This window comes from Enterobacter hormaechei subsp. xiangfangensis (assembly GCF_001729785.1).
GTDB lineage: Bacteria > Pseudomonadota > Gammaproteobacteria > Enterobacterales > Enterobacteriaceae > Enterobacter > Enterobacter hormaechei_C.
On record NZ_CP017183.1, the window covers coordinates 4,283,015 to 4,304,718 of the forward strand.

The window sequence follows — 21,704 nt, forward strand, 5'->3', positions numbered from 1 at the left end:
TAGCGGGGATGAGCATAAAAGTGTGATCGAGGCCACTGTGTAAGTGTGCGCTTCGCGGAAAAAGCGATCCCGGAAGAACGTCAAAGAAATGAAATGCAGTTTCGGAAGAAATTAATCATCGCTGAAATGATTACTTACGTAGAATAATATTTCCGCGCGTCGGGATTATTCAGCACCACTATTAAGCCCATGCAACTTTCCCCAAAGTTAATTAACTTCACCGTCATTATCTCTTTCTGAAACCAGTTTCAGCGCAACCGAGCGTCATGCAGACAAGCCAGAAGCAGCGCGGCATCCAGCCATTTACGGAAAGTTCCATCAGTGATGAGAATGTTTTGTGACAGAGTGCAAATTCAGAGCCTCCAAACCCAGACATAACTTGCAATAGTTCCTCTATTGGCCGAACTTATAGATATTAATTACGAAGCGCAAAAAAAATAAATTCTCTCGTTCCCCACAGTGAAGTGAAAACTATGTTGATTCCGTCCAAATTAAGTCGCCCGGTTCGTCTTGACCATACTGTGGTCCGCGAGCGCCTGCTGGCTAAACTTTCCGGTGCGCATAATTTCCGACTGGCGCTGGTTACGAGTCCTGCGGGTTATGGAAAAACAACGCTCATTTCGCAATGGGCGGCAGGTAAAAGCGATCTTGGCTGGTACTCCCTGGATGAAGGTGATAACCAGCAGGAGCGTTTTGCCAGCTATTTAATTGCCGCGATTCAGCAGGCGACCAACGGACACTGCGTCACCAGCGAGGTGATGGTGCAAAAGCGCCAGTACGCCAGCCTGTCCTCTCTTTTCTCCCAGCTGTTTATCGAGCTGGCCGAATGGCATCGCCCGCTGTATGTGGTAATTGATGATTATCATCTGATCACCAACCCGGTTATTCACGAGTCCATGCGTTTCTTCCTGCGCCATCAGCCGGAAAACCTGACGCTGGTTGTCCTGTCGCGTAACCTTCCGCAGTTGGGCATTGCCAACCTGCGGGTGCGCGATCAGCTTCTGGAAATCGGCAGTCAGCAGCTGGCCTTTACCCATCAGGAAGCGAAGCAGTTCTTTGACTGCCGTCTGACGTCTCCGATTGAGGCGTCTGAAAGCAGCCGCCTGTGCGATGACGTTGCCGGCTGGGCCACGGCGCTTCAGCTGATTGCCCTCTCCGCGCGGCAAAACAACAGCCCGACGCATCAGTCCGCACGCCGCCTGGCGGGCATCAACGCCAGCCACCTGTCGGATTATCTGGTGGATGAGGTACTCGACAGCGTTGACCTCTCCACCCGCCATTTCCTGCTGAAAAGCTCCCTGCTGCGCTCCATGAACGACGCGCTGATTGTGCGCGTCACCGGTATTGAAAACGGGCAGCTCCAGCTCGAAGAGATTGAACGTCAGGGTCTGTTCCTGACGCGCATGGACGATCACGGCGAATGGTTTAGCTACCATCCGCTGTTTGGCAGCTTCCTGCGCCAGCGTTGCCAGTGGGAGCTGGCCGCAGAGCTGCCTGACATTCACCGCGCCGCCGCCGAAAGCTGGATGGCGCAAGGTTTCCCGAGCGAGGCTATCCACCATGCGCTGGCCGCCGGGGATGCCGGTATGCTGCGCGATATTCTGCTCAACCACGCGTGGGGACTGTTCAACCACAGCGAACTGACGCTGCTGGAAGAGTCGTTAAAAGCGCTGCCGTGGGAAAGCCTGCTGGAGAATCCGCGTCTGGTGCTGCTCCAGGCCTGGCTGATGCAGAGCCAGCATCGCTACAGCGAAGTGAACACCCTGCTGGCGCGCGCCGAGCAGGAGATGGAAAGCGAGATGGATACCACCCTGCACGGCGAATTTAACGCCCTGCGCGCACAGGTGGCGATTAACGACGGGGACCCGGATGAAGCTGAACGGCTGGCGATGGTCGCGCTGGATGAGCTGCCGCTGGCGAATTTTTACAGCCGTATTGTGGCCACCTCGGTACACGGCGAAGTGCTGCACTGTAAGGGCGATCTCACGCGTTCGCTTTCACTCATGCAGCAAACCGAACAGATGGCGCGCCGCCACGATGTCTGGCATTACGCCCTGTGGAGCCTGATCCAGCAAAGCGAGATTTTATTTGCTCAGGGGTTTCTGCAAGCAGCCTGGGAAAACCAGGAGAAAGCGTTCCAGCTGATCCGTGAACAACATCTGGAACAGCTGCCGATGCACGAGTTCCTGTTGCGTATTCGCGCTCAGCTGCTGTGGGCATGGTCGCGTCTGGATGAAGCAGAAAGCTGCGCCCGCCAGGGTCTGAATGTCCTTTCGAGCTTCCAGCCGCAGCAGCAGCTCCAGTGTCTGGCTCTGCTGGTGCAGTGCTCGCTGGCACGCGGCGACCTGGATAATGCCCGTAACCACCTTAACCGCCTGGAAAATCTGCTCGGCAACGGACAGTACCATAGCGACTGGGTCTCCAACGCCGATAAGGTCAGGGTGATTTACTGGCAGATGACCGGCGATAAAAAGTCCGCCGCCAACTGGCTGCGTCACACGCCTAAACCGGAATTTGCCAATAACCACTTCCTGCAAAGCCAGTGGCGCAATATTGCCCGCGTGCAGATCCTGCTGGGTGACTTTGAGCCTGCCGAGATCGTGCTGGAAGAGTTAAACGAAAACGCCCGCAGCCTGCGCCTGATGAGCGATTTAAACCGCAACCTGCTGCTGTTAAACCAGCTTTACTGGCAGGCAGGACGTAAAAACGATGCCCAGCGCGTACTGCTGGAAGCGTTGCAGCTGGCGAACCGCACCGGGTTTATCAGCCACTTTGTAATTGAGGGTGAAGTGATGGCCCAGCAGCTGCGCCAGCTGATTCAACTCAACACGCTGCCGGAACTCGATCAGCATCGCGCCCAGCGCATTCTGCGCGAGATTAACCAGCATCATCGCCACAAGTTTGCGCACTTCGATGAGAACTTTGTTGAACGTCTGCTGAACCATCCGGAAGTGCCGGAGCTTATCCGTACCAGCCCGCTCACCCAGCGTGAATGGCAGGTGCTGGGGCTGATCTATTCAGGCTACAGCAACGAGCAGATTGCCGGTGAGCTGGCGGTGGCGGCGACCACCATCAAAACGCACATTCGCAATCTGTATCAGAAGCTGGGCGTGGCGCACCGTCAGGATGCGGTGCAGCATGCGCAGCAGCTGTTGAAGATGATGGGGTACGGAGTGTAAATCCTCTGCGGTCTGATGCCCTCACCCCGGCCCTCTCCCACAGGGAGAGGGAGAATGGCTTCTCAACATAACTCTAACTGCAAATTATTATCTTTAATCACCTGCATCACGCCCGCCGGTGGCATCACATCAGTATAAACCGCATCCACCATGCTGATGCTGCCCATGTTCACCATCGCGTTACGACCAAACTTGGAATGATCCACCACCAGCATCACATGACGTGAGTTTTCAATGATCGCGCGCTTGGTGCGCACCTCGTGGTAATCAAACTCCAGCAGCGAGCCGTCGGTGTCGATGCCGCTGATCCCCAGAATGCCGAAATCGAGGCGAAACTGAGAGATAAAATCGAGCGTCGCTTCGCCGATAATGCCCCCGTCGCGGCTGCGCAGTTCGCCGCCCGCGAGGATGATGCGGAAATCGTCTTTCTGCATCAACGTGTTGGCCACGTTCAGGTTGTTGGTCACCACGCGGAGGTTCTCGTGGTTCAGCAGCGCATGGGCGACCGCTTCCGGCGTGGTGCCGATATCAATAAACAGCGTCGCGCCGTTCGGGATCTGGCTCGCCACTTTACGGGCGATACGCTCTTTCTCTGCCGTTTGCGTCGCCTTACGGTCATGCCATGAGGTGTTCACCGAGCTGGACGGCAGCGCGGCACCGCCGTGGTGACGCAGAATACGGTTCTGATCGGCCAGGTCGTTGAGGTCACGACGGATGGTTTGCGGGCTAACGGCAAACTGCTCCACCAGCTCTTCAGTACTGACGTATCCCTGTTTTTTTACCAGTTCGATAATGGCGTCATGACGTTGTGTTTGTTTCATGAAATATCCCTGGGAATTATGTTCGCTTTCGCGCATGGAGCGTATCGGCCAACGCCATCGCCAGCCCGACCGCCAGGCCGGTAACGTGCGCACCATTGGCGATAGACATACCAAACAGATCAAACCATCCGGCAATAAGCCATATTAACGCAAAGGTTATTAATCCACGTTGTAAATAGATGCCGCTATCCGGGTCGCGCTCGCCTCTGAGCCAGGCGTAACCCATCAGGGCGTACACCACGCCGGATAACCCGCCAAACCATGGACCGCTGAATTTATGCTGCACGTAGCCGCTTAACAGGGCGCTGATAAGGGTGATCACAATCAGCTTGCCGCTGCCGAGCCGCTTCTCCACCGCCCCGCCGAGATACCACCACCACAGCAGGTTAAAGAGGATATGCATCACCGAGAAGTGCATCAGCGCATGCGTGAAGTAGCGCCAGACGTCAAATTGCAGGGAGGGATCGTACGGCCATGCGAGGGCAATCATCACGCTCTGGTCACCCACCACGCTCATAATAATGAAGACGATGATGCAGGCTACCATTAAAAGCAGCGTAAACGGTCCTGCGCGCTCGCGGAGGGTGGCGAGAAACGGAAAACGTTGATAGTGCAGGCCACTGCCGGTCTGGCCGGATTGCCAGCTTGCCGCCAGATAACGCAGGTCGCCCGGGTTTTCCAGGAAACGCGCCAGCTCGGCGTTCACGCGCCCAGCCTGGCTTTCGTCTGCCAGCCAGACATCCGTCTGTGTATGCTGCTGAATAGTCAGGATAATGCCCTGCGTCGCCATATAGTCGACAAACGCCTGGGCGACGCGCGGGTTGCTAAAAGAGGTGATCATCAACATGGGCAGCGGTCGCTTATTTCCACACAAAAGGGGACAGTATAGCGGGATCAGCGCTCAAACGCGTATTCAACTTCTGCCGGGAAATGACGATGCCAGGCATCGAAGCCGCCATCGACGCTGTATACCGCCTCGTAACCCTGCTGGAGCAGATACTGCGCCGCGCCTTTACTGCTGTTGCCGTGATAGCACATCACCATCACCGGGGTATCGAAGTCGTTATCGCGCATAAACGCGCCCAGCGTATCGTTGGTGAGATGGAACGCGCCCGGCGTGTGGCCCATCGCAAAGCTCTGCGGATCGCGGATATCCACCAGCACCGCTTTTCCCTGGTGCATCTTCTGGTGGGCTTCTTCTACGTTAATACATTCAAACTGATCCATGGTGTTCTCATCTTATATTCAGGTGTGGTGCGGTTTTCCCCTCACCCTACCCTCTCCCGGAGGGAGAGGGTAGGGTGAGGGCTGGGGTGAGGGCATCAGACCGCACGATTTTACCCCGTAGTGTACGTCCTGGCGGCGGGTAAACGCCATTATGTTATCCATATCACTCTAAATTGTTTTTTTGATGTTACCAAAAGCGCGTTCCTTTGCTATTATGAGCGATATCGAACATTTTTGAGCTTTAACGAAAGTGCATGAGGGTGTTATGGAAACCAAAGATCTGATTGTGATAGGCGGTGGCATCAACGGTGCCGGTATTGCGGTTGATGCCGCAGGACGCGGTTTATCCGTGCTGATGCTGGAAGCTAACGATCTCGCCTGCGCGACGTCGTCCGCCAGCTCCAAGCTGATCCACGGTGGCCTGCGCTACCTGGAACACTACGAATTCCGCCTGGTCAGCGAAGCGCTGGCCGAACGCGAAGTGCTGCTGAAAATGGCCCCGCATCTGGCGATCCCGATGCGCTTCCGCCTGCCCCATCGCCCGCATCTGCGTCCGGCGTGGATGATCCGCATCGGTCTGTTTATGTACGATCATCTGGGTAAACGCACCAGCCTGCCGGGTTCAACCGGTTTGCGTTTTGGCTCAGAATCGGTCCTTAAGCCTGAAATCGTGCGCGGTTTCGAATATTCCGACTGCTGGGTGGACGATGCGCGTCTGGTACTGGCTAACGCGCAGATGGTCGAGAAGAAAGGCGGCGAGGTGAAAACCCGCACCCGCGCCACCGCCGCACGCCGCGAAAACGGCCTGTGGATTGTGGAAGCGGAAGACGTGGATACCGGCGAGAAGTTTAGCTGGAAAGCGCGCGGCCTGGTGAATGCCACCGGCCCGTGGGTGAAACAGTTCTTCGACGACGGCATGCACCTGCCTTCACCGTACGGCATCCGCCTGATTAAGGGCAGCCACATCGTGGTGCCGCGCGTGCATACCCAGAAACAGGCTTATATCCTGCAAAATGAAGACAAGCGCATTGTGTTTGTGATCCCGTGGATGGACGAGTTCTCCATCATCGGCACCACCGACGTGGAGTACAAAGGCGATCCGAAAAACGTTGAGATCGACGAGAGTGAAGTCAGCTACCTGTTGAAAGTGTACAACGCGCACTTTAAGAAACAGCTGGCGCGCGATGACGTGGTCTGGACCTACTCCGGCGTGCGTCCGCTGTGTGATGACGAGTCTGACTCACCGCAGGCCATCACCCGTGACTATACGCTTGATATTCACGACGTTGACGGTCAGGCGCCTCTGCTCTCCGTGTTTGGCGGTAAGCTCACCACCTACCGTAAACTGGCGGAGCACGCGCTGGAGAAACTGGCGCCGTATTACAAAGGCATCGGCCCGGCGTGGACGAAAGGCGCCGTGCTGCCTGGCGGCGATATCGGCGATAACCGCGACGATTACGCCGCGAAGCTGCGTCGCCGCTTCCCGTTCATTACCGAAGGCATGGCGCGCCACTACGCCCGCACCTACGGCAGCAACACCGAACTGTTCCTCGGCGACGCGAAAGAGATTGCCGATCTGGGCGAGCATTTTGGCCATGAGCTATACGAAGCCGAGCTGCGCTACCTGGTGGAACACGAGTGGGTGCGCCGTCTGGACGATGCCATCTGGCGTCGTACTAAAGAAGGGATGTGGCTGAATGCCGAGCAGCAGTCTCGCGTGGCGCAGTGGCTGGCGCAACATGCGGGAAAGCGTGAATTGTCGCTGGCGTCGTAATTGAAAAAAAGCCGGGTGTCGGCTCCGCCTTACCCGGCCTACTCGATCCCGTAGGCCCGGTAAGCGCAGCGCCACCGGGCTTTGTTTTTACAACCGCACCGGATCAATATGCCAGATATTCTCGGCATACTCTTTGATGGTCCTGTCTGACGAGAAGTAGCCCATGTTGGCGATGTTATGCATCGCGGTGCTGGTCCACTTCTCCTGCTGACGGTACAGTTCGTCCACCTTATCCTGACAATCCACGTAGCTGCGGTAATCCGCCAGCACCTGATAGTGATCGCCAAAGTTAATCAGCGAGTCCACCAGGTCACGATAGCGTCCAGGCTCCTCAGGGTTAAACACTCCGGTGGCGATTTGCGTCAGCACCTGGCGTAACTCTTCATCCTCTTCATAATACTCACGCGGCGAGTAGCCCTGCTTGCGCAGCGCCTCCACCTCTTCCGCCGTATTCCCGAAGATAAAGATATTCTCCGCGCCCACATGCTCCAGCATTTCGACATTTGCGCCGTCCAGCGTGCCGATAGTCAGCGCGCCGTTCAGGGCAAACTTCATGTTGCTGGTGCCGGATGCTTCCGTCCCCGCCGTGGAAATCTGCTCAGAGAGATCCGCCGCCGGAATGATCAGCTGCGCCAGGCTCACGCTGTAGTTCGGGATAAACACTACCTTCAGCTTATCGCCAATGTCCGGATCGTGGTTCACCACCTTCGCCACATCGTTGATGAGATGAATGATGTGCTTCGCCATGTAATACGCGGAGGCCGCCTTACCGGCAAAGATTTTCACACGCGGCACCCACTCCGCCGTCGGGTCAGCCTTAATGCGGTTGTAGTGGGTAATGACGTGCAGGACATTCATCAGCTGACGCTTGTACTCGTGGATACGTTTGATCTGCACGTCGAACAGCGCTTTCGGGTTCGCCACCACGTTCAGATGCATCGCCAGCCAGACCGCCAGACGCTTCTTGTTCAGCAGCTTGGCTTCCCGTACCGCTTTGTTCACCGTCGGGAAATCGATGTGCTGCTCAAGCTCGCTCAGCTGGCTCAAATCGGTGCGCCAGGTGCGGCCAATGTTCTCATCCAGAACGTCGGAGAGCGGCTGGTTCGCCAGCGCCAGCCAGCGGCGCGGGGTGACGCCGTTGGTCACGTTGCAGAAACGCGTCGGGAAGATCTTCGCGAAGTCCGCAAACAGCGACTGCACCATCAGGTTCGAATGCAGCTCTGATACGCCGTTGACCTTGTGGCTGATCACCACCGCCAGCCAGGCCATGCGTACGCGACGCCCGTTGGATTCATCAATGATCGAGGCGCGGCTCAGCAGACCGGTATCGTTCGGGTACTGCTCCTGCAAGGTCTTGAGGAAGTAGTCATTGATCTCGAAGATGATTTGCAGATGGCGCGGCAGAATTTTGCCGAGCATATCCACCGGCCACGTCTCCAGCGCTTCACTCATCAGCGTATGGTTGGTGTACGAGAACACCTGGCAGGTTACTTCAAACGCGTCATCCCAGCTGAACTTATGCTCGTCAATCAGCAGGCGCATCAGCTCAGGGATCGACAGCACCGGATGGGTATCGTTGAGGTGAATAGCGGTTTTTTCCGCCAGATTCGCATAGGTTTTGTGCAGCTGATAGTGACGGCTAAGGATATCCTGAATCGTTGCCGAGACGAGGAAATACTCCTGACGCAGGCGCAGCTCGCGGCCTGAGTAGGTCGAGTCATCCGGATACAGGACGCGGGACACGTTCTCAGAGTGGTTTTTATCTTCCACCGCCGCGAAGTAGTCGCCCTGGTTGAATTTACCCAGGTTGATCTCGCTACTGGCCTGCGCGTTCCACAGGCGCAGCGTATTGGTCGCATCGGTGTCGTAGCCGGGGATGATCTGGTCGTAGGCCACGGCCAGGATCTCCTCGGTTTCCACCCAGCGGGATTTTTTACCTTCCTGCTGAATACGCCCGCCAAAACGCACCTTGTAGCGCGTGTTGTGGCGCTTGAACTCCCACGGGTTACCGTACTCCAGCCAGTAGTCCGGGGACTCTTTCTGACGGCCATCCACGATGTTCTGCTTGAACATGCCGTAGTCGTAGCGAATACCGTAGCCGCGCCCGGGCAGCGCCAGCGTCGCCAGTGAATCGAGGAAGCAGGCGGCAAGACGCCCGAGACCACCGTTACCCAGCCCCGGGTCGTTCTCTTCGTCAATCAGCTCTTCTAAATCCAGCCCCATCTCTTCCAGTGCGTTTTTGACGTCGTCATAAATCCCGAGCGATAACAGCGCATTGGAGAGGGTGCGACCAATCAGAAACTCCATCGACAGGTAATACACCTGTCGCGTCTCCTGCGAAAGCTGGGCGCGGTTGGAGCGCAGCCAGCGTTCGACCATACGGTCGCGCACCGCAAACAGCGTGGCGTTCAGCCACTCATGTTTGTTGGCAATAACGGGATCTTTCCCAATGGTAAACATCAGCTTATAGGCGATGGAGTGTTTCAACGCCTCAACGCTGAGCGTGGGGGAAGAGTAGCTAAATGGAGCATTCATATCAGTAACTTCGCCTCGTTACATCAAGCGTTGATAAAGGTCGCGGTAGGACTGCGCCGCAACGTGCCAGCCAAAGTCCATGGACATCGCCTGACGTTGTACGTAACGCCACAGGGATGGACGGGACCACAAGACGAAAGCACGCCGGATCGCCCGAAGCAGCGACCAGGCATTACTGTCCTCGAAAACAAACCCGCTGGCGATACCATCCGCCAGGTTTTCCAGGGAGCTGTCAGACACCGTATCCGCCAGCCCGCCCGTGCGGCGTACCAGCGGCAACGTGCCGTATTTCAGACCATAGAGCTGCGTCAGGCCGCAGGGCTCGAAACGGCTCGGCACCAGAATCACGTCCGCGCCGCCCATGATGCGGTGCGAGAACGCTTCGTGATAGCCAATCTGCACGCCCACCTGCCCCGGATGTTCCGCCGCGGCCGCAAGGAAACCTTCCTGCAATACCGGGTCGCCCGCGCCGAGCAGCGCCAGTTGCCCACCTTGCTCCAGTAATCCCGGCAGCGCTTCCAGCACCAGATCCAGCCCTTTCTGGCTGGTCAGGCGGCTGACCACCGCAAACAGCGGTACCTTGTCGTTGACCTTCAGCCCCATCGCAATCTGTAGCTGGCGCTTGTTCTCCGCTTTGTCCTCCACGGAGTCGCGTCCATAGCGCGCCGCCAGCAGGAGGTCCGTTTCCGGATTCCAGATCTGTTCATCTACGCCGTTCAGAATGCCCGACAGACGACCTTCACGGTGGCGCTGTTGCAGCAGCCCTTCCATACCGTAACCGAACTCCGGCTGGGTAATTTCACGCGCGTAGGTTGGGCTGACCGCCGTGATATGGTCGGCGTAGTACAGACCCGCCTTCAGGAAAGAAATCTGTCCGTTAAACTCCAGCCCGTGCATGTTAAAGAACGACCATGGCAGATCGATGTCATTCATATGATGCGCGTAATACATGCCCTGATACGCCAGGTTGTGCACCGTAAACACCGATTTGGCCGGGTGCCCCTTCGCCGCCAGATACGCAGGAGCCAGCCCCGCGTGCCAGTCGTGCGCGTGCACCACGTTCGGACGCCAGAACGGATCCAGCCCGACGGCCATCTCCGCCCCCACCCAGCCGAGCAGGGCAAAGCGCAGCACGTTATCGGTATAGGCGTACAGGTTGGTATCGTGATACGGGCTGCCGGGTCGATCGTATAAATGCGGGGCATCAATCAGGTAAATCCCTGTGCCATTGTAATGTCCAAACAGCAGGGTGATACGTCCCGCGAAGGTCTCGCGACGGGTAACAACCTTTGCATCGGGAATACCACGCCGGATATCCGGAAAAGCGGGCAACAACACGCGGGTATCCACCCCTCCGGCAATTTGCGCCGCCGGTAGTGCACCAAGAACATCCGCCAGTCCGCCCGTTTTTAACAACGGGAACATCTCAGAACATACGTGTAAAACCTGCATCATCGCTCCTGTTTGATTTGCAGCTTCCGCAACATTTCCCGTGTTACTAACACGATCCCCTCTTCCGAACGGTAGAAACGACGCGCATCTTCTTCCGCATTTTCCCCAATCACCATCCCTTCGGGAATGACGCAGGCACGGTCGATAACGCAGCGACGCAGACGACATGAGCGCCCTACCCAGACATCCGGCAGCAGGACTGCCGAATCGATATTACAGAATGAGTTTATACGCACGCGCGGGAACAGCACGGACTGCACCACCACCGAACCGGAGATAATGCACCCGCCAGAGACCAGCGAGTTGAGCGTCATACCGTGGCTGCCGGAGCGGTCCTGGACGAACTTCGCCGGCGGCAGCGATTCCATATGGGTGCGAATCGGCCAGTTCTGGTCGTACATATCCAGCTCAGGCGTGACGGACGCAAGATCGAGGTTGGCTTTCCAGTACGCTTCCAGCGTTCCCACATCGCGCCAGTAAGGTTCCGCATTTGGATCGGACTGCACGCAGGACAGCGGGAAGGGATGTGCATACGCCATGCCAGCTTTGGTAATTTTCGGGATAATGTCTTTGCCGAAGTCGTGACTGGAGTTCTCGTCTTTGTCGTCCTCTTCCAGCAGTTCATAAAGATAATCGGCGTCAAAGACATAGATCCCCATGCTGGCGAGGGATTTGGTGTCGTCTCCCGGCATGGTTGGCGGGTTCGCCGGTTTTTCGACAAAGTCGATAATCTTGTCGTCGCCATCTACATGCATCACGCCAAACGCGGTTGCTTCCGCAACAGGCACCGGCAGGCACGCCACGGTGCAGCGCGCCCCTTTTTCGACGTGGTCGATCAGCATGTGGGAGTAATCTTGCTTGTAGATGTGGTCCCCGGCGAGGATAACGATGTATTCCGCGTTGTAGCGGCGAATGATGTCGAGGTTTTGGGTCACGGCATCCGCCGTGCCGCGGTACCAGTTCTCCCCGTGAACGCGCTGCTGCGCCGGGAGCAGATCGACAAACTCGTTCATCTCTTCGCTGAAGAATGACCAGCCGCGCTGAATGTGCTGCACCAGCGTGTGCGACTGATATTGGGTAATGACGCCAATACGGCGAATGCCTGAGTTCAGGCAGTTTGACAGTGCAAAATCGATAATACGGAACTTACCACCAAAGTGAACGGCCGGTTTAGCGCGCTTGATGGTCAAATCTTTCAGACGGGTACCACGCCCGCCCGCGAGTATCAGGGCAACTGTTTTTAATGGTAGCTGGCGCGCCAACATTAACGGATCGTTCTTCTCTAATCTAACCATGACTAACTCCTTTTTTATCATCTTTGGAATACGCACACTCCGTGCGCAGGCCCGTGCCAGACAGCCATAACAACCGGATTATCCGCTCCGGCAAAGGGAGGAATGGCTCGCCACTCCCCGTCAGGTAAAACAATCTCTGCGACGTCATCCGTCGCGTTCAGCGTCACCAGCCACGCATCCGAAAGCAGGATTTGCAGACAGGGTATGCCGTGTTGCCACTCTTGCGCGCTTAACGGTTGCGCGTCTTTATTCAGCCAGCGAACGTTGCCGTCGCCCTCTTCCCACCAGCGGTCGGCGGTGAGGGCGGGGATGCGCTGGCGAAGATGGATCAGCGCCGCGGTGAAATGGGTCAGCCCGCTGTTCGCTTCTCCCCAGTCGAGCCAGGTCAGGGTGTTGTCCTGGCAATAGGCGTTGTTGTTGCCGTGCTGGCTGTGGCCGTGCTCATCGCCCGCCAGCAGCATCGGCGTGCCCTGCGACAACAAAAGCGTCGTCAGCAGCGCATGAACGCTGGCGCGTCGCCGCTCGATCACATCCAGACTTCCGCCTAACCCTTCTATACCATGGTTAAAGCTATGGTTATTGTTAGTCCCATCGCGATTCTCCTCGCCGTTTGCCTCATTGTGTTTCTGATTGAAACAAACGCAGTCGCGCAGGGTAAAACCGTCGTGCGCCGTCACCAGGTTAATGGTGGCCGACGGACGTTTGCCGTCACGCTTAAAGAGATCGCTGGAGCCGGCAAAGCGACCGGCAAACTCCCCCAGCGACAGATCGCGCGTCAGCCAGAAGCGGCGGACGGCATCGCGAAAGTGGTCGTTCCACTCGGCAAACAGCGGCGGGAAGTTCCCCACCTGATAACCGCCCTCGCCGATGTCCCAGGGCTCCGCAATCAGCTTCACCTTTGAAAGCACCGGGCAGTTTTTGATGGCCTCAAACAGCGGCGCCTGCTGGCTGAACGCCGGGGTGCGCCCCATCACTGGCGCCAGGTCGAAGCGAAAACCGTCCACGTGGAACGTCTCAACCCAGTATTTCAGGCACTCGTACGCGTAATGCGTAACGGCCGGATGACTGAGGTTGAGGGTGTTACCGCACCCGGTCCAGTTCTCGTAATCGCCGTCGTCCCTGATCCAATAATAGCTACGGTTATCGATTCCGCGCTGTGAGAGCGTCGGGCCGTCAAGATCGCTTTCCGCACTGTGGTTCAACACCACGTCCAGAATGACCTCGATACCCGCCGCGTGAAGCGCCTTCACCGCATCGCGAAACTCATCCCGCGCCTTCTCAGGATTCACCGCATAACGCGGATCGAGGGCGAACAACGCCAGCGGGTTGTAGCCCCAGTAGTTGCTTAACCCGAGACGCTGTAGCCGCGGCTCGCTGGCGAAATGCGCCACGGGCAACAGCTCCAGCGCGGTGATCCCTAAGTGCTTCAGGTACGCGACCATCGTCGGATGCCCAAGCGCTTTGTAGGTGCCGCGCATCTCTTTGGGAATTGACGGGTGCAGATACGTCAGCCCTTTAACGTGGGCTTCATAAATAACGGTGTTGCCCCAAGGCGTACGCGGCGGGGCATCGTCTTCCCAGTCGTAGAGATCGTGCACCACCACGCTTTTGGGCGCGACGGGCGCGCTGTCGCGGTGGTCAGGTTCGCCGTAGCCAACGTGGAACAGCGGGTCATCTTTAAACTCACCGTCCACCCGGTGCGCACAAGGGTCAATCAGCAGCTTCGCCGGGTTAAACCAGTGCCCCTGAGAGGGCTCCCAGGGGCCGTGTACGCGAAAACCGTAGTGCATCCCCGGCCGTCCTCCGGCCAGGTAGCCATGCCAGGTATCCCCCGTGCGCGCCGGTAAATCGTAACGGTGCTCGTTACCTTCCCCGTCAAACACACAGAGTTCCACCCGCTCCGCATGGGCGGAAAAGAGCGTGAAGTTCACCCCCTTTCCGTCAAAACTCGCCCCGAGCGGTTCGGGTTTACCTGCCGTAAGCTGCGTCATTCTCCCTCCCGCACCAGCCAGATTGTGCCAAGCGGCGGCAGCGTCAGGCTCAGGGAGTTCGGACGGCCATGGCTTTCAATGGCATCGCTCTGCACCAGCCCGCCGTTACCCGCATTGCTGCCGTGGTAGTGCATGGAGTCGGTATTGAGAATTTCGCGCCATTTGCCCGGCTGGTTAATGCCGAAGCGGTAGTGTTCACGCGGCACTGGCGTGAAGTTGCTGGCGACGATGATCTCGTTACCCGCCTTGTCGCGGCGCGCAAAGACAAACACCGAGCGCTCGTGGTCGTCCACCACCAGCCACTCAAAGCCGTACGGATCAAAGTCCAGCTCGTGCAGCGCTTTGTGGTGGCGATAGGTCAGGTTCAGGTCACGGACCAGACGCTGTACGCCGTGGTGCCAGTTGTCCGCGCCTTCCAGCAGATGCCAGTCAAGGCTGGTATCGTGGTTCCATTCGCGCCCCTGCGCAAATTCGTTGCCCATAAACAGCAGCTTTTTGCCCGGGAAGGCGAACATCCAGCCGTAGTAGGCGCGCAGGTTGGCAAACTTCTGCCACGCGTCCCCCGGCATGCGGTCGAGAATGGATTTCTTGCCGTGCACCACTTCATCGTGCGACAGCGGCAGCATGAAGTTTTCGGTGTAGTTGTAGAGCAGCCCGAAAGTGAGCTTATCGTGGTGATACTGACGATAAACCGGGTCGAGCTTCATGTAGTCGAGCGTGTCGTGCATCCAGCCGAGGTTCCACTTGTACCAGAAGCCCAGTCCGCCCATTGACGGTGGACGGGAAACGCCCGGGAAGTCGGTGGACTCTTCCGCCATGGTCACGGCACCTTCCACCTGCTCCCCGATGATGCGGTTGGTGTTGCGCAGAAACTCAATCGCTTCGAGGTTTTCACGCCCGCCATACTCGTTCGGGATCCACTCACCCTCTTTGCGGCTGTAGTCGCGGTAAATCATCGACGCCACCGCATCGACGCGCAGGGCATCAATGCCGAAACGCTCGATCCAGTACAGCGCGTTCCCGACCAGGTAGTTCGATACTTCACGGCGACCGTAGTTGTAGATCAGCGTGTTCCAGTCCTGGTGATAGCCTTCGCGCGGGTCGCTGTGCTCGTAAAGCTTTGTGCCGTCGAACTCTGCCAGCGCAAAATCATCCGACGGGAAGTGGCCCGGCACCCAGTCGAGGATGACGTTCAGCCCGGCGGCGTGCGCGGCATCGATGAAATAGCGGAAGTCATCGCGCGTGCCAAAGCGGCGCGTAGGCGCATACAGCCCGGTTGGCTGATAGCCCCAGCTGCCGTCGAACGGGTGCTCGTTGATCGGCAGCAGTTCCAGGTGCGTAAAGCCCATCCATTTGGCGTACGGCACCAGCTGGTCCGCCAGCTCGCGATAGCTCAGCCAGAAGTTGTTATCGGTGTGGCGACGCCACGAGCCGAGATGCACTTCATAGACGGAGATCGGCGCATCAAAGCGGTTAGCCTGCTTGCGCTCTTCCGTCTGGACAACCTTCTCCGGCAGGCCGCAAATCAGCGAGGCGGTATTCGGGCGCAGTTCGGCCTCAAAGGCGTACGGGTCAGATTTAATGCGCAGCTTGCCGTTGGCATCGATCATCTCGAATTTGTAGAGCTGACCGTTGTGCGCACCGGGGATAAACAGCTCCCAGATGCCGGTTTCCCGGCGCAGGCGCATGGGGTGACGACGACCGTCCCAGTAGTTGAACTGCCCGACAACGGAGACGCGCTGGGCGTTTGGCGCCCATACGGCAAAACGCGTGCCGGTGATACCGTCCATGGTATCCGCATGGGCACCCAGCGTTTCGTAAGGGCGTAAATGGGTCCCTTCGGACAGCAGCCAGGCGTCCATCTCTTTTAAAAGCGGGCCGAAGCTATAGGGATCGTCAATCAGGTTTTGCTGACCGTGCCAGATAACGGCAAGCTGATAACGAAAAGGATTTTTACGGCGGGGCATGACGCCCGAGAAGAAGCCACGCGAGTCGAGGCATTCCAGATTACCCACCTTGCGGCCGGTTTTGGGTTCGATAACCCACACTTCTGTTGCATCCGGTAACAGCGCACGAACTTCCAGTCCGGCCTCTGTACGGTGCATCCCTAGCACAGAAAAGGGGTCGGCAAAGTGACCCGCAATAAGCGCATTAATCACGTCTCTCGAAATACGATCGGACATGGTATTCATCCTGTTTTTTTATGTCGCCCTTTTTACGCGCTCCGGGACGACTTTTAATGTGACCTAAACGGTGCAGTTAATCCTCTCTGCTCCGCCCTACCCTCAGGTGAGAAATAAATCTTCCTTAAAGCATAGCCAACGTCGTGGGTCCTCCTGATAAAAAATAAGACATCTGCGTTTTACTCCATGTAGTACGCAAAAAAAGGGGGTGACAATCACCCCCCGTGTTTAACAAATTATTACGCCAGCTGGCGCAGCATGCGGCGCAGCGGCTCGGCGGCACCCCACAGAAGCTGGTCGCCAACGGTGAACGCGGAGAGGTACTCAGGCCCCATGTTCAGCTTGCGCAGGCGGCCAACCGGGGTGGTCAGCGTGCCGGTGACGGCTGCCGGGGTCAGTTCGCGCATGGTGATATCGCGATCGTTTGGCACCACTTTCGCCCACGGGTTATGCGCGGCCAGCAGCTCTTCCACGGTCGGAATAGACACATCTTTTTTCAGTTTAATGGTGAAGGCCTGGCTGTGGCAGCGCAGCGCGCCGATACGCACGCACAGACCGTCAACCGGAATGGTGTTCACGGTGCCGAGGATTTTGTTGGTCTCAGCCTGGCCCTTCCACTCTTCGCGGGTCTGGCCGTTATCCAGCTGTTTGTCTATCCACGGGATCAGGCCGCCGGCCAGCGGTACGCCGAAGTTATCCACCGGCAGCTCGCCGCTGCGGGTGAGCTGAGTGACTTTACGCTCGATATCGAGGATCGCGGACGCCGGGTCTGCCAGCTCGGCAGCGACGCTCTGGTGCAGCTGGCCCATCTGGGTCAGCAGCTCGCGCATATGACGCGCGCCACCGCCGGACGCCGCCTGGTAGGTCGCCACGGAGACCCACTCCACCAGATCCTGTGCGAACAGACCGCCGAGGGACATCAGCATCAGGCTGACGGTGCAGTTACCGCCAACAAAGGTTTTCACGCCGTTGTTCAGGCCGTCGGTGATGACGCCCTGGTTAACCGGGTCAAGAATAATGATGGCATCGTCTTTCATGCGAAGCGAAGAGGCCGCGTCAATCCAGTAGCCCTGCCAGCCGCTTTCACGCAGCTTCGGATAGATTTCGTTGGTATAATCGCCGCCCTGGCAGGTCACAATAATGTCGAGTGCCTTCAGCGCCTCCAGGTCGTAAGCATCCTGCAACGTGCCTGTGGTACCCCCAAAGGACGGTGCAGCCTGGCCGAGCTGGGAAGTGGAGAAGAAGACCGGGCGGATGGCGTCGAAATCGCGCTCTTCAACCATGCGTTGCATGAGTACAGAGCCGACCATACCGCGCCAGCCGATAAAACCAACGTTTTTCATAGCATTTTTTTCCTGCAAGGGGTGTGTGCTGATTGTGCAAGCCAGTATTGAACTGGGATATGCTTCACATTACAAAATGCTGCCAAAGTCGCAAGCGAAATTAATCGATGATTGCCCGGCAATCAGAAAAAGTGCTAATCACCGCAATGACCACAATAAGTATCAGGGATAATTTAAGATGAGTGAAATCATTTCCGCAGCGGTTTTATTGATCCTGATTATGGATCCGCTCGGTAATCTGCCGATCTTCATGTCGGTGCTGAAGCACACCGAGCCGAAGCGCCGTCGGGCGATCATGATCCGCGAGCTGCTCATCGCCCTGCTGGTGATGTTTATCTTCCTGTTCGCCGGTGAAAAAATTCTCGCTTTCCTGAACTTACGCGCCGAAACGGTCTCCATTTCCGGCGGGATCATTTTGTTCCTGATTGCCATTAAGATGATTTTCCCGAGCGCGGAGGGCAGCAGCAGCGGCCTGCCTGCGGGTGAAGAGCCGTTTATCGTGCCGCTGGCGATTCCGCTGGTCGCCGGGCCAACGATTCTGGCCACGCTGATGCTGCTGTCGCATCAGTATCCGAATCAGATGAGCCATCTGGTGATTGCCCTGCTGATCGCCTGGGGCGGGACGTTTATTATCCTGTTGCAGTCGTCGCTATTCCTGCGCCTGCTGGGTGAGAAAGGGGTGAACGCGCTGGAGCGCCTGATGGGGCTGATTCTGGTAATGATGGCAACGCAGATGTTCCTGGACGGGATACGGGCGTGGATGAAAGGATAGGTAAAAGCAAAACGGCAATCCTTGATTGCCGTTTTTAGTGTTTGCTCCCTCTCCCCGTGGGAGAGGGAGAAAACCGGGATCAGCTCAGCAGCGTAAACGCAATCATCCCGACAACCGCACCCGTCGTGCCGAGGATGGTTTCCATCAGCGTCCAGGTTTTCAGGGTTTGCGCTTCGGTTGCGCCGGTAAATTTACCGAACAGCCAGAAGCCTGCATCGTTCACGTGAGACACCACAATCGAACCACCCGCGATACAGATAGAGAGCGCCGCCATCTGCGCGCCGGAGTAGTTCAGCTGTTCAATCACCGGCATTACCAGACCCACGGCGGTTAAGCACGCCACGGTCGCGGAGCCCTGAATGATACGCACCGCCGCGGCCAGTACAAAGCAGGTGACCGCAATCGGCAGGCCCATTCCGGTCAGCGCTTCGCCCAGCGCCGGGCCAACGCCGGAATCCACCAGCACCTGCTTGAACACGCCGCCCGCCCCGATCACCAGCAGGATAATCCCCGCCGGTTGCAGCGCGGCACCACAGATCTCCATCACGCGGTCTTTCGGCATGCCCTGACGCATTGCCAGGCCGTAAATCGCGACCAGACACGCCACCAGAATCGCAGTGAACGGATGACCAATAAATTCGAACCATTCGTAAGCGGTTGACCCCACCGGCACAAAGCGTGCAGCGATGGTTTTCAGGCCCACCAGCACCAGCGGCAGCAGGATCAGCGACAGACTGAAGCCGAAGGACGGCATTTTACCCTCGCCCAGGTGCGGCTCGGTGATGTCGTCCGGAATGTGCAGCTCAACGTAACGGCTGATAAAGTTTCCCCACAGCGGACCGGCGATAATCATCCCCGGGATCGCCGCACACAGGCCAATCAGGATCATCCAGCCAAAGTCAGCATGCATCTGGGAGGCCAGCAGCATCGGCGCAGGCCCCGGCAGCAGGAACGCCGCCGCCGCCGCCACGCCCGCAAACAGCGGAATGACCAGCTTCACGAGGTTAGTACCGGTATGGCGCGCCATGGAGAATGCGACGCTTATCAGCAGCACAACGGCCACTTCAAAGAACAGCGGCAGCGCGCAAATCAGCCCTGCCAGACCAATCGCGTAGTGCGCACGGCTGTGCCCGAAGGATTTCAGCATCTTGACCGCAATCTGATCGACCGCGCCCGTCTCGTGCAAAATCTTACCAAACATCGCGCCCAGTGCCACCACAATGGCCAGGAAGCCGAGCGTGCCGCCCATCCCTTTTTCCATCGTCGCCGCGATTTTGTCGAGCGGCATGCCGGAAAAGAGACCAGCACCAATAGAAACCACCATCAAAGCAACGAAGGCGTGCATACGTGCCTTCATCACTAAAAACAGCAGCAGCAATACGGAACCCACTGCTGTCAAAACTAGCGTTAATGTACTCAAAACTTACTGCCTTTTATTAATAACCTCGATGGTGCTGGCAACAACACCTTCCAGCGGCTGATCGATATCAACCACTAAGACATCCTGCTCGTCAGCACCCGGCTCCTGCAACGCTTCGAACTGCGTTACCAGCATCTGGGTTTTGAAGAAGTGGCCTTTACGCGCCTTCAGGCGGCTTTCAATCACCCCGAAATCGCCTTTCAGGTAGATGAAAGAGAGGTTCGGGTTGCCGTCGCGCAGCAGGTCGCGATAGGTTTTTTTCAGCGCGGAACAGACGATCAGGGAGACTTTATTGGTGCGCTGCATCGCGAACGCGGCGTCATTCAGCGCCTGCAACCACGGTTTGCGGTCGTCGTCGTTCAGCGGCTCGCCGGAAGCCATTTTCATGATGTTGCTACGCGGATGGAGGAAGTCACCATCAAGAAACGCAGCCTGGAGTTGATGCGCCACTTCGCTCGCCACGGCAGATTTACCGCTACCGGACACGCCCATCAGGACGTAAACGTGGTGATCGTGATTAGTCGTGCTCAAAGGGTGTCCCTCAGTCAATTGTTACGGGTAACAGTTATCGGTAACATTGTCCTGCCGGGGCATAAGAGAAGCAATATCCAAACGTGCGCGAAGTGAATAAGTGTGAGCTACTTCAAATTTGTCGGATTAAATAGATCCACCCGGTGACAAGGTGAAACCTAAATCTAACATTTTAGGGGTAACTGCCTCACCACGAATGCGCGCCAGCAGGCGTTCTGCACCAATGCGGCCCATGCGTTCACGCGGGGTCAGGACGCTCGCCAGACGCGGCTCCATCACCTGGCCAATGTCGTGGCCGTGGAAACCGGCAATCGCCATATCATCCGGGATTTTTAAACCCAGACGCTGGCACTCAAACGCCGCGCCGACCGCAAGGTCATCGTTGGTACAGAAAATACCGTCCAGTTGCGGATACTCGCGTCGCGCCTGACGCATCAGCTCAATACCCGACGTGTAAGAAGAAGATTGCTCCACCATCACGCTGTACGGGGTTAAACCGGCGTCGAGCATCGCCTGCTCGTATCCCTTCTGCTTGATGATAGTACGTTCATCCAGACGCGCACCCAGATAGGCCACATGGCGATGACCGCGGGCGATGATCGCCGCCGTCATCTGACGCGCCGCTTCAAAGTTATCGAACCCCACGGCGATGTCGAGGCACGGCGACTGGCTGTCCATCAGCTCCACCACCGGAATGCCTGCCACTTCAATCATTTTCAGCGTGCGCGGGGTGTGAGTACGTTCCGTTAAAATCAGGCCGTCGATGTTCCAGGAAAGCATCGATTCAAGACGTTCCTCTTCCAGTTCCGGCTTGTACCCGTAGTGGGCGAGCATGGTCTGATAGCCAAACGCATCGGTGACGCTTTCGATGCCACGCAGCACTTCGGCGAATACCTGGTTGGTTAAGGAAGGAAGCAGGACGCCCACCGCACGGCTGGTCGCATTGGAGAGAATATCGGGCGCGCGGTTGGGGATATAACCCAGTTCATCAAGGGCGGCGGCAATCTTGCCACGCAACGCCACGGAAACCTGTTCCGGGTTACGTAAAAAACGGCTGACCGTCATTTTGGTCACACCGACGCGATCGGCGACATCCTGAAGTACGGGGCGTTTCTTTTTCATCGTCCTGAGAAATCTTGAAGTGAGAGATTTGCTCAGTTTATCACGGACAAAGCTCAACC

The 21,704-nt window shown here is 57.3% G+C and carries 15 protein-coding genes; 3 read left to right on the forward strand and 12 right to left on the reverse strand.

What is annotated here, in order from left to right; translation table 11 throughout:
- Positions 1-473 precede the first annotated feature (473 nt).
- On the forward strand, positions 474-3,179 hold the full coding sequence (gene malT / locus BFV63_RS20545) for an HTH-type transcriptional regulator MalT (protein WP_003861595.1): 2,706 nt from the start codon (positions 474-476) through the stop codon (positions 3,177-3,179).
- Positions 3,180-3,241: 62 nt separating this feature from the next.
- Here malT and BFV63_RS20550 read toward each other — a convergent pair whose 3' ends face one another.
- The 3 genes from BFV63_RS20550 to glpE are packed head-to-tail and all read right to left on the reverse strand — an operon-like array spanning position 3,242 to position 5,227.
- On the reverse strand, positions 3,242-4,000 hold the full coding sequence (locus tag BFV63_RS20550) for a DeoR/GlpR family transcriptional regulator (protein ID WP_003861593.1): 759 nt from the start codon (positions 3,998-4,000) through the stop codon (positions 3,242-3,244).
- Between the two features lie 16 nt (positions 4,001-4,016).
- Complete coding sequence (gene glpG, locus BFV63_RS20555; RefSeq protein ID WP_069597590.1) at positions 4,017-4,847, reverse strand: rhomboid family intramembrane serine protease GlpG; 831 nt, start codon at positions 4,845-4,847, stop codon at positions 4,017-4,019.
- 47 nt (positions 4,848-4,894) lie between these two features.
- Entirely contained in the window at positions 4,895-5,227 is a 333-nt protein-coding gene (glpE, locus tag BFV63_RS20560; protein WP_003861590.1) for a thiosulfate sulfurtransferase GlpE, read from the reverse strand.
- Positions 5,228-5,492: 265 nt separating this feature from the next.
- Here glpE and glpD point away from each other — a divergent pair, with 265 nt between their 5' ends.
- Positions 5,493-7,001: a glycerol-3-phosphate dehydrogenase gene (glpD, locus tag BFV63_RS20570; RefSeq protein WP_023314965.1), complete on the forward strand. Its 1,509-nt coding sequence runs from the start codon at positions 5,493-5,495 to the stop codon at positions 6,999-7,001.
- Between the two features lie 87 nt (positions 7,002-7,088).
- Here the strand turns inward: glpD and glgP are convergent, their stop codons facing one another.
- From glgP to asd, 6 genes are all read right to left on the reverse strand, one after another.
- The gene (glgP, locus tag BFV63_RS20575; RefSeq protein ID WP_023314966.1) at positions 7,089-9,536 is read right to left on the reverse strand and encodes a glycogen phosphorylase; all 2,448 of its coding nucleotides are present in this window, start codon (positions 9,534-9,536) and stop codon (positions 7,089-7,091) included.
- 18 nt (positions 9,537-9,554) lie between these two features.
- The gene (glgA, locus tag BFV63_RS20580; protein ID WP_003861584.1) at positions 9,555-10,988 is read right to left on the reverse strand and encodes a glycogen synthase GlgA; all 1,434 of its coding nucleotides are present in this window, start codon (positions 10,986-10,988) and stop codon (positions 9,555-9,557) included.
- Entirely contained in the window at positions 10,988-12,283 is a 1,296-nt protein-coding gene (gene glgC, locus BFV63_RS20585; RefSeq protein WP_003861582.1) for a glucose-1-phosphate adenylyltransferase, read from the reverse strand. Before glgC ends, glgA begins: the two co-directional genes overlap by 1 nt.
- Positions 12,284-12,300: 17 nt before the next feature.
- Positions 12,301-14,274 carry a glycogen debranching protein GlgX gene (gene glgX / locus BFV63_RS20590; RefSeq protein ID WP_003861580.1) on the reverse strand — a complete coding sequence of 658 codons (1,974 nt, stop codon included), beginning with the start codon at positions 14,272-14,274 and terminating at the stop codon, positions 12,301-12,303.
- The gene (gene glgB, locus BFV63_RS20595) at positions 14,271-16,457 is read right to left on the reverse strand and encodes a 1,4-alpha-glucan branching enzyme (protein WP_023314968.1); all 2,187 of its coding nucleotides are present in this window, start codon (positions 16,455-16,457) and stop codon (positions 14,271-14,273) included. The genes glgX and glgB overlap by 4 nt, the downstream gene beginning before the upstream one ends.
- Before the next feature lie 239 nt (positions 16,458-16,696).
- The gene (asd, locus tag BFV63_RS20600; protein ID WP_069597591.1) at positions 16,697-17,800 is read right to left on the reverse strand and encodes an aspartate-semialdehyde dehydrogenase; all 1,104 of its coding nucleotides are present in this window, start codon (positions 17,798-17,800) and stop codon (positions 16,697-16,699) included.
- A 178-nt stretch (positions 17,801-17,978) separates the two neighbouring features.
- On the opposite strand from asd, the gene yhgN reads away from it, so the two are divergent.
- Positions 17,979-18,572 (forward strand): NAAT family transporter YhgN, encoded by a 594-nt coding sequence (gene yhgN, locus BFV63_RS20610; RefSeq protein WP_003861574.1) that lies wholly within the window; start codon positions 17,979-17,981, stop codon positions 18,570-18,572.
- A 79-nt stretch (positions 18,573-18,651) separates the two neighbouring features.
- Here the strand turns inward: yhgN and gntU are convergent, their stop codons facing one another.
- The 3 genes from gntU to gntR form a co-directional block, all read right to left on the reverse strand.
- Entirely contained in the window at positions 18,652-19,992 is a 1,341-nt protein-coding gene (gene gntU / locus BFV63_RS20615) for a gluconate transporter (RefSeq protein WP_003861572.1), read from the reverse strand.
- 3 nt (positions 19,993-19,995) lie between these two features.
- Positions 19,996-20,523: a gluconokinase gene (gntK, locus tag BFV63_RS20620; RefSeq protein ID WP_003861569.1), complete on the reverse strand. Its 528-nt coding sequence runs from the start codon at positions 20,521-20,523 to the stop codon at positions 19,996-19,998.
- A gap of 126 nt (positions 20,524-20,649) precedes the next feature.
- On the reverse strand, positions 20,650-21,645 hold the full coding sequence (gene gntR / locus BFV63_RS20625) for a gluconate operon transcriptional repressor GntR (protein ID WP_003861567.1): 996 nt from the start codon (positions 21,643-21,645) through the stop codon (positions 20,650-20,652).
- Positions 21,646-21,704 lie beyond the last annotated feature (59 nt).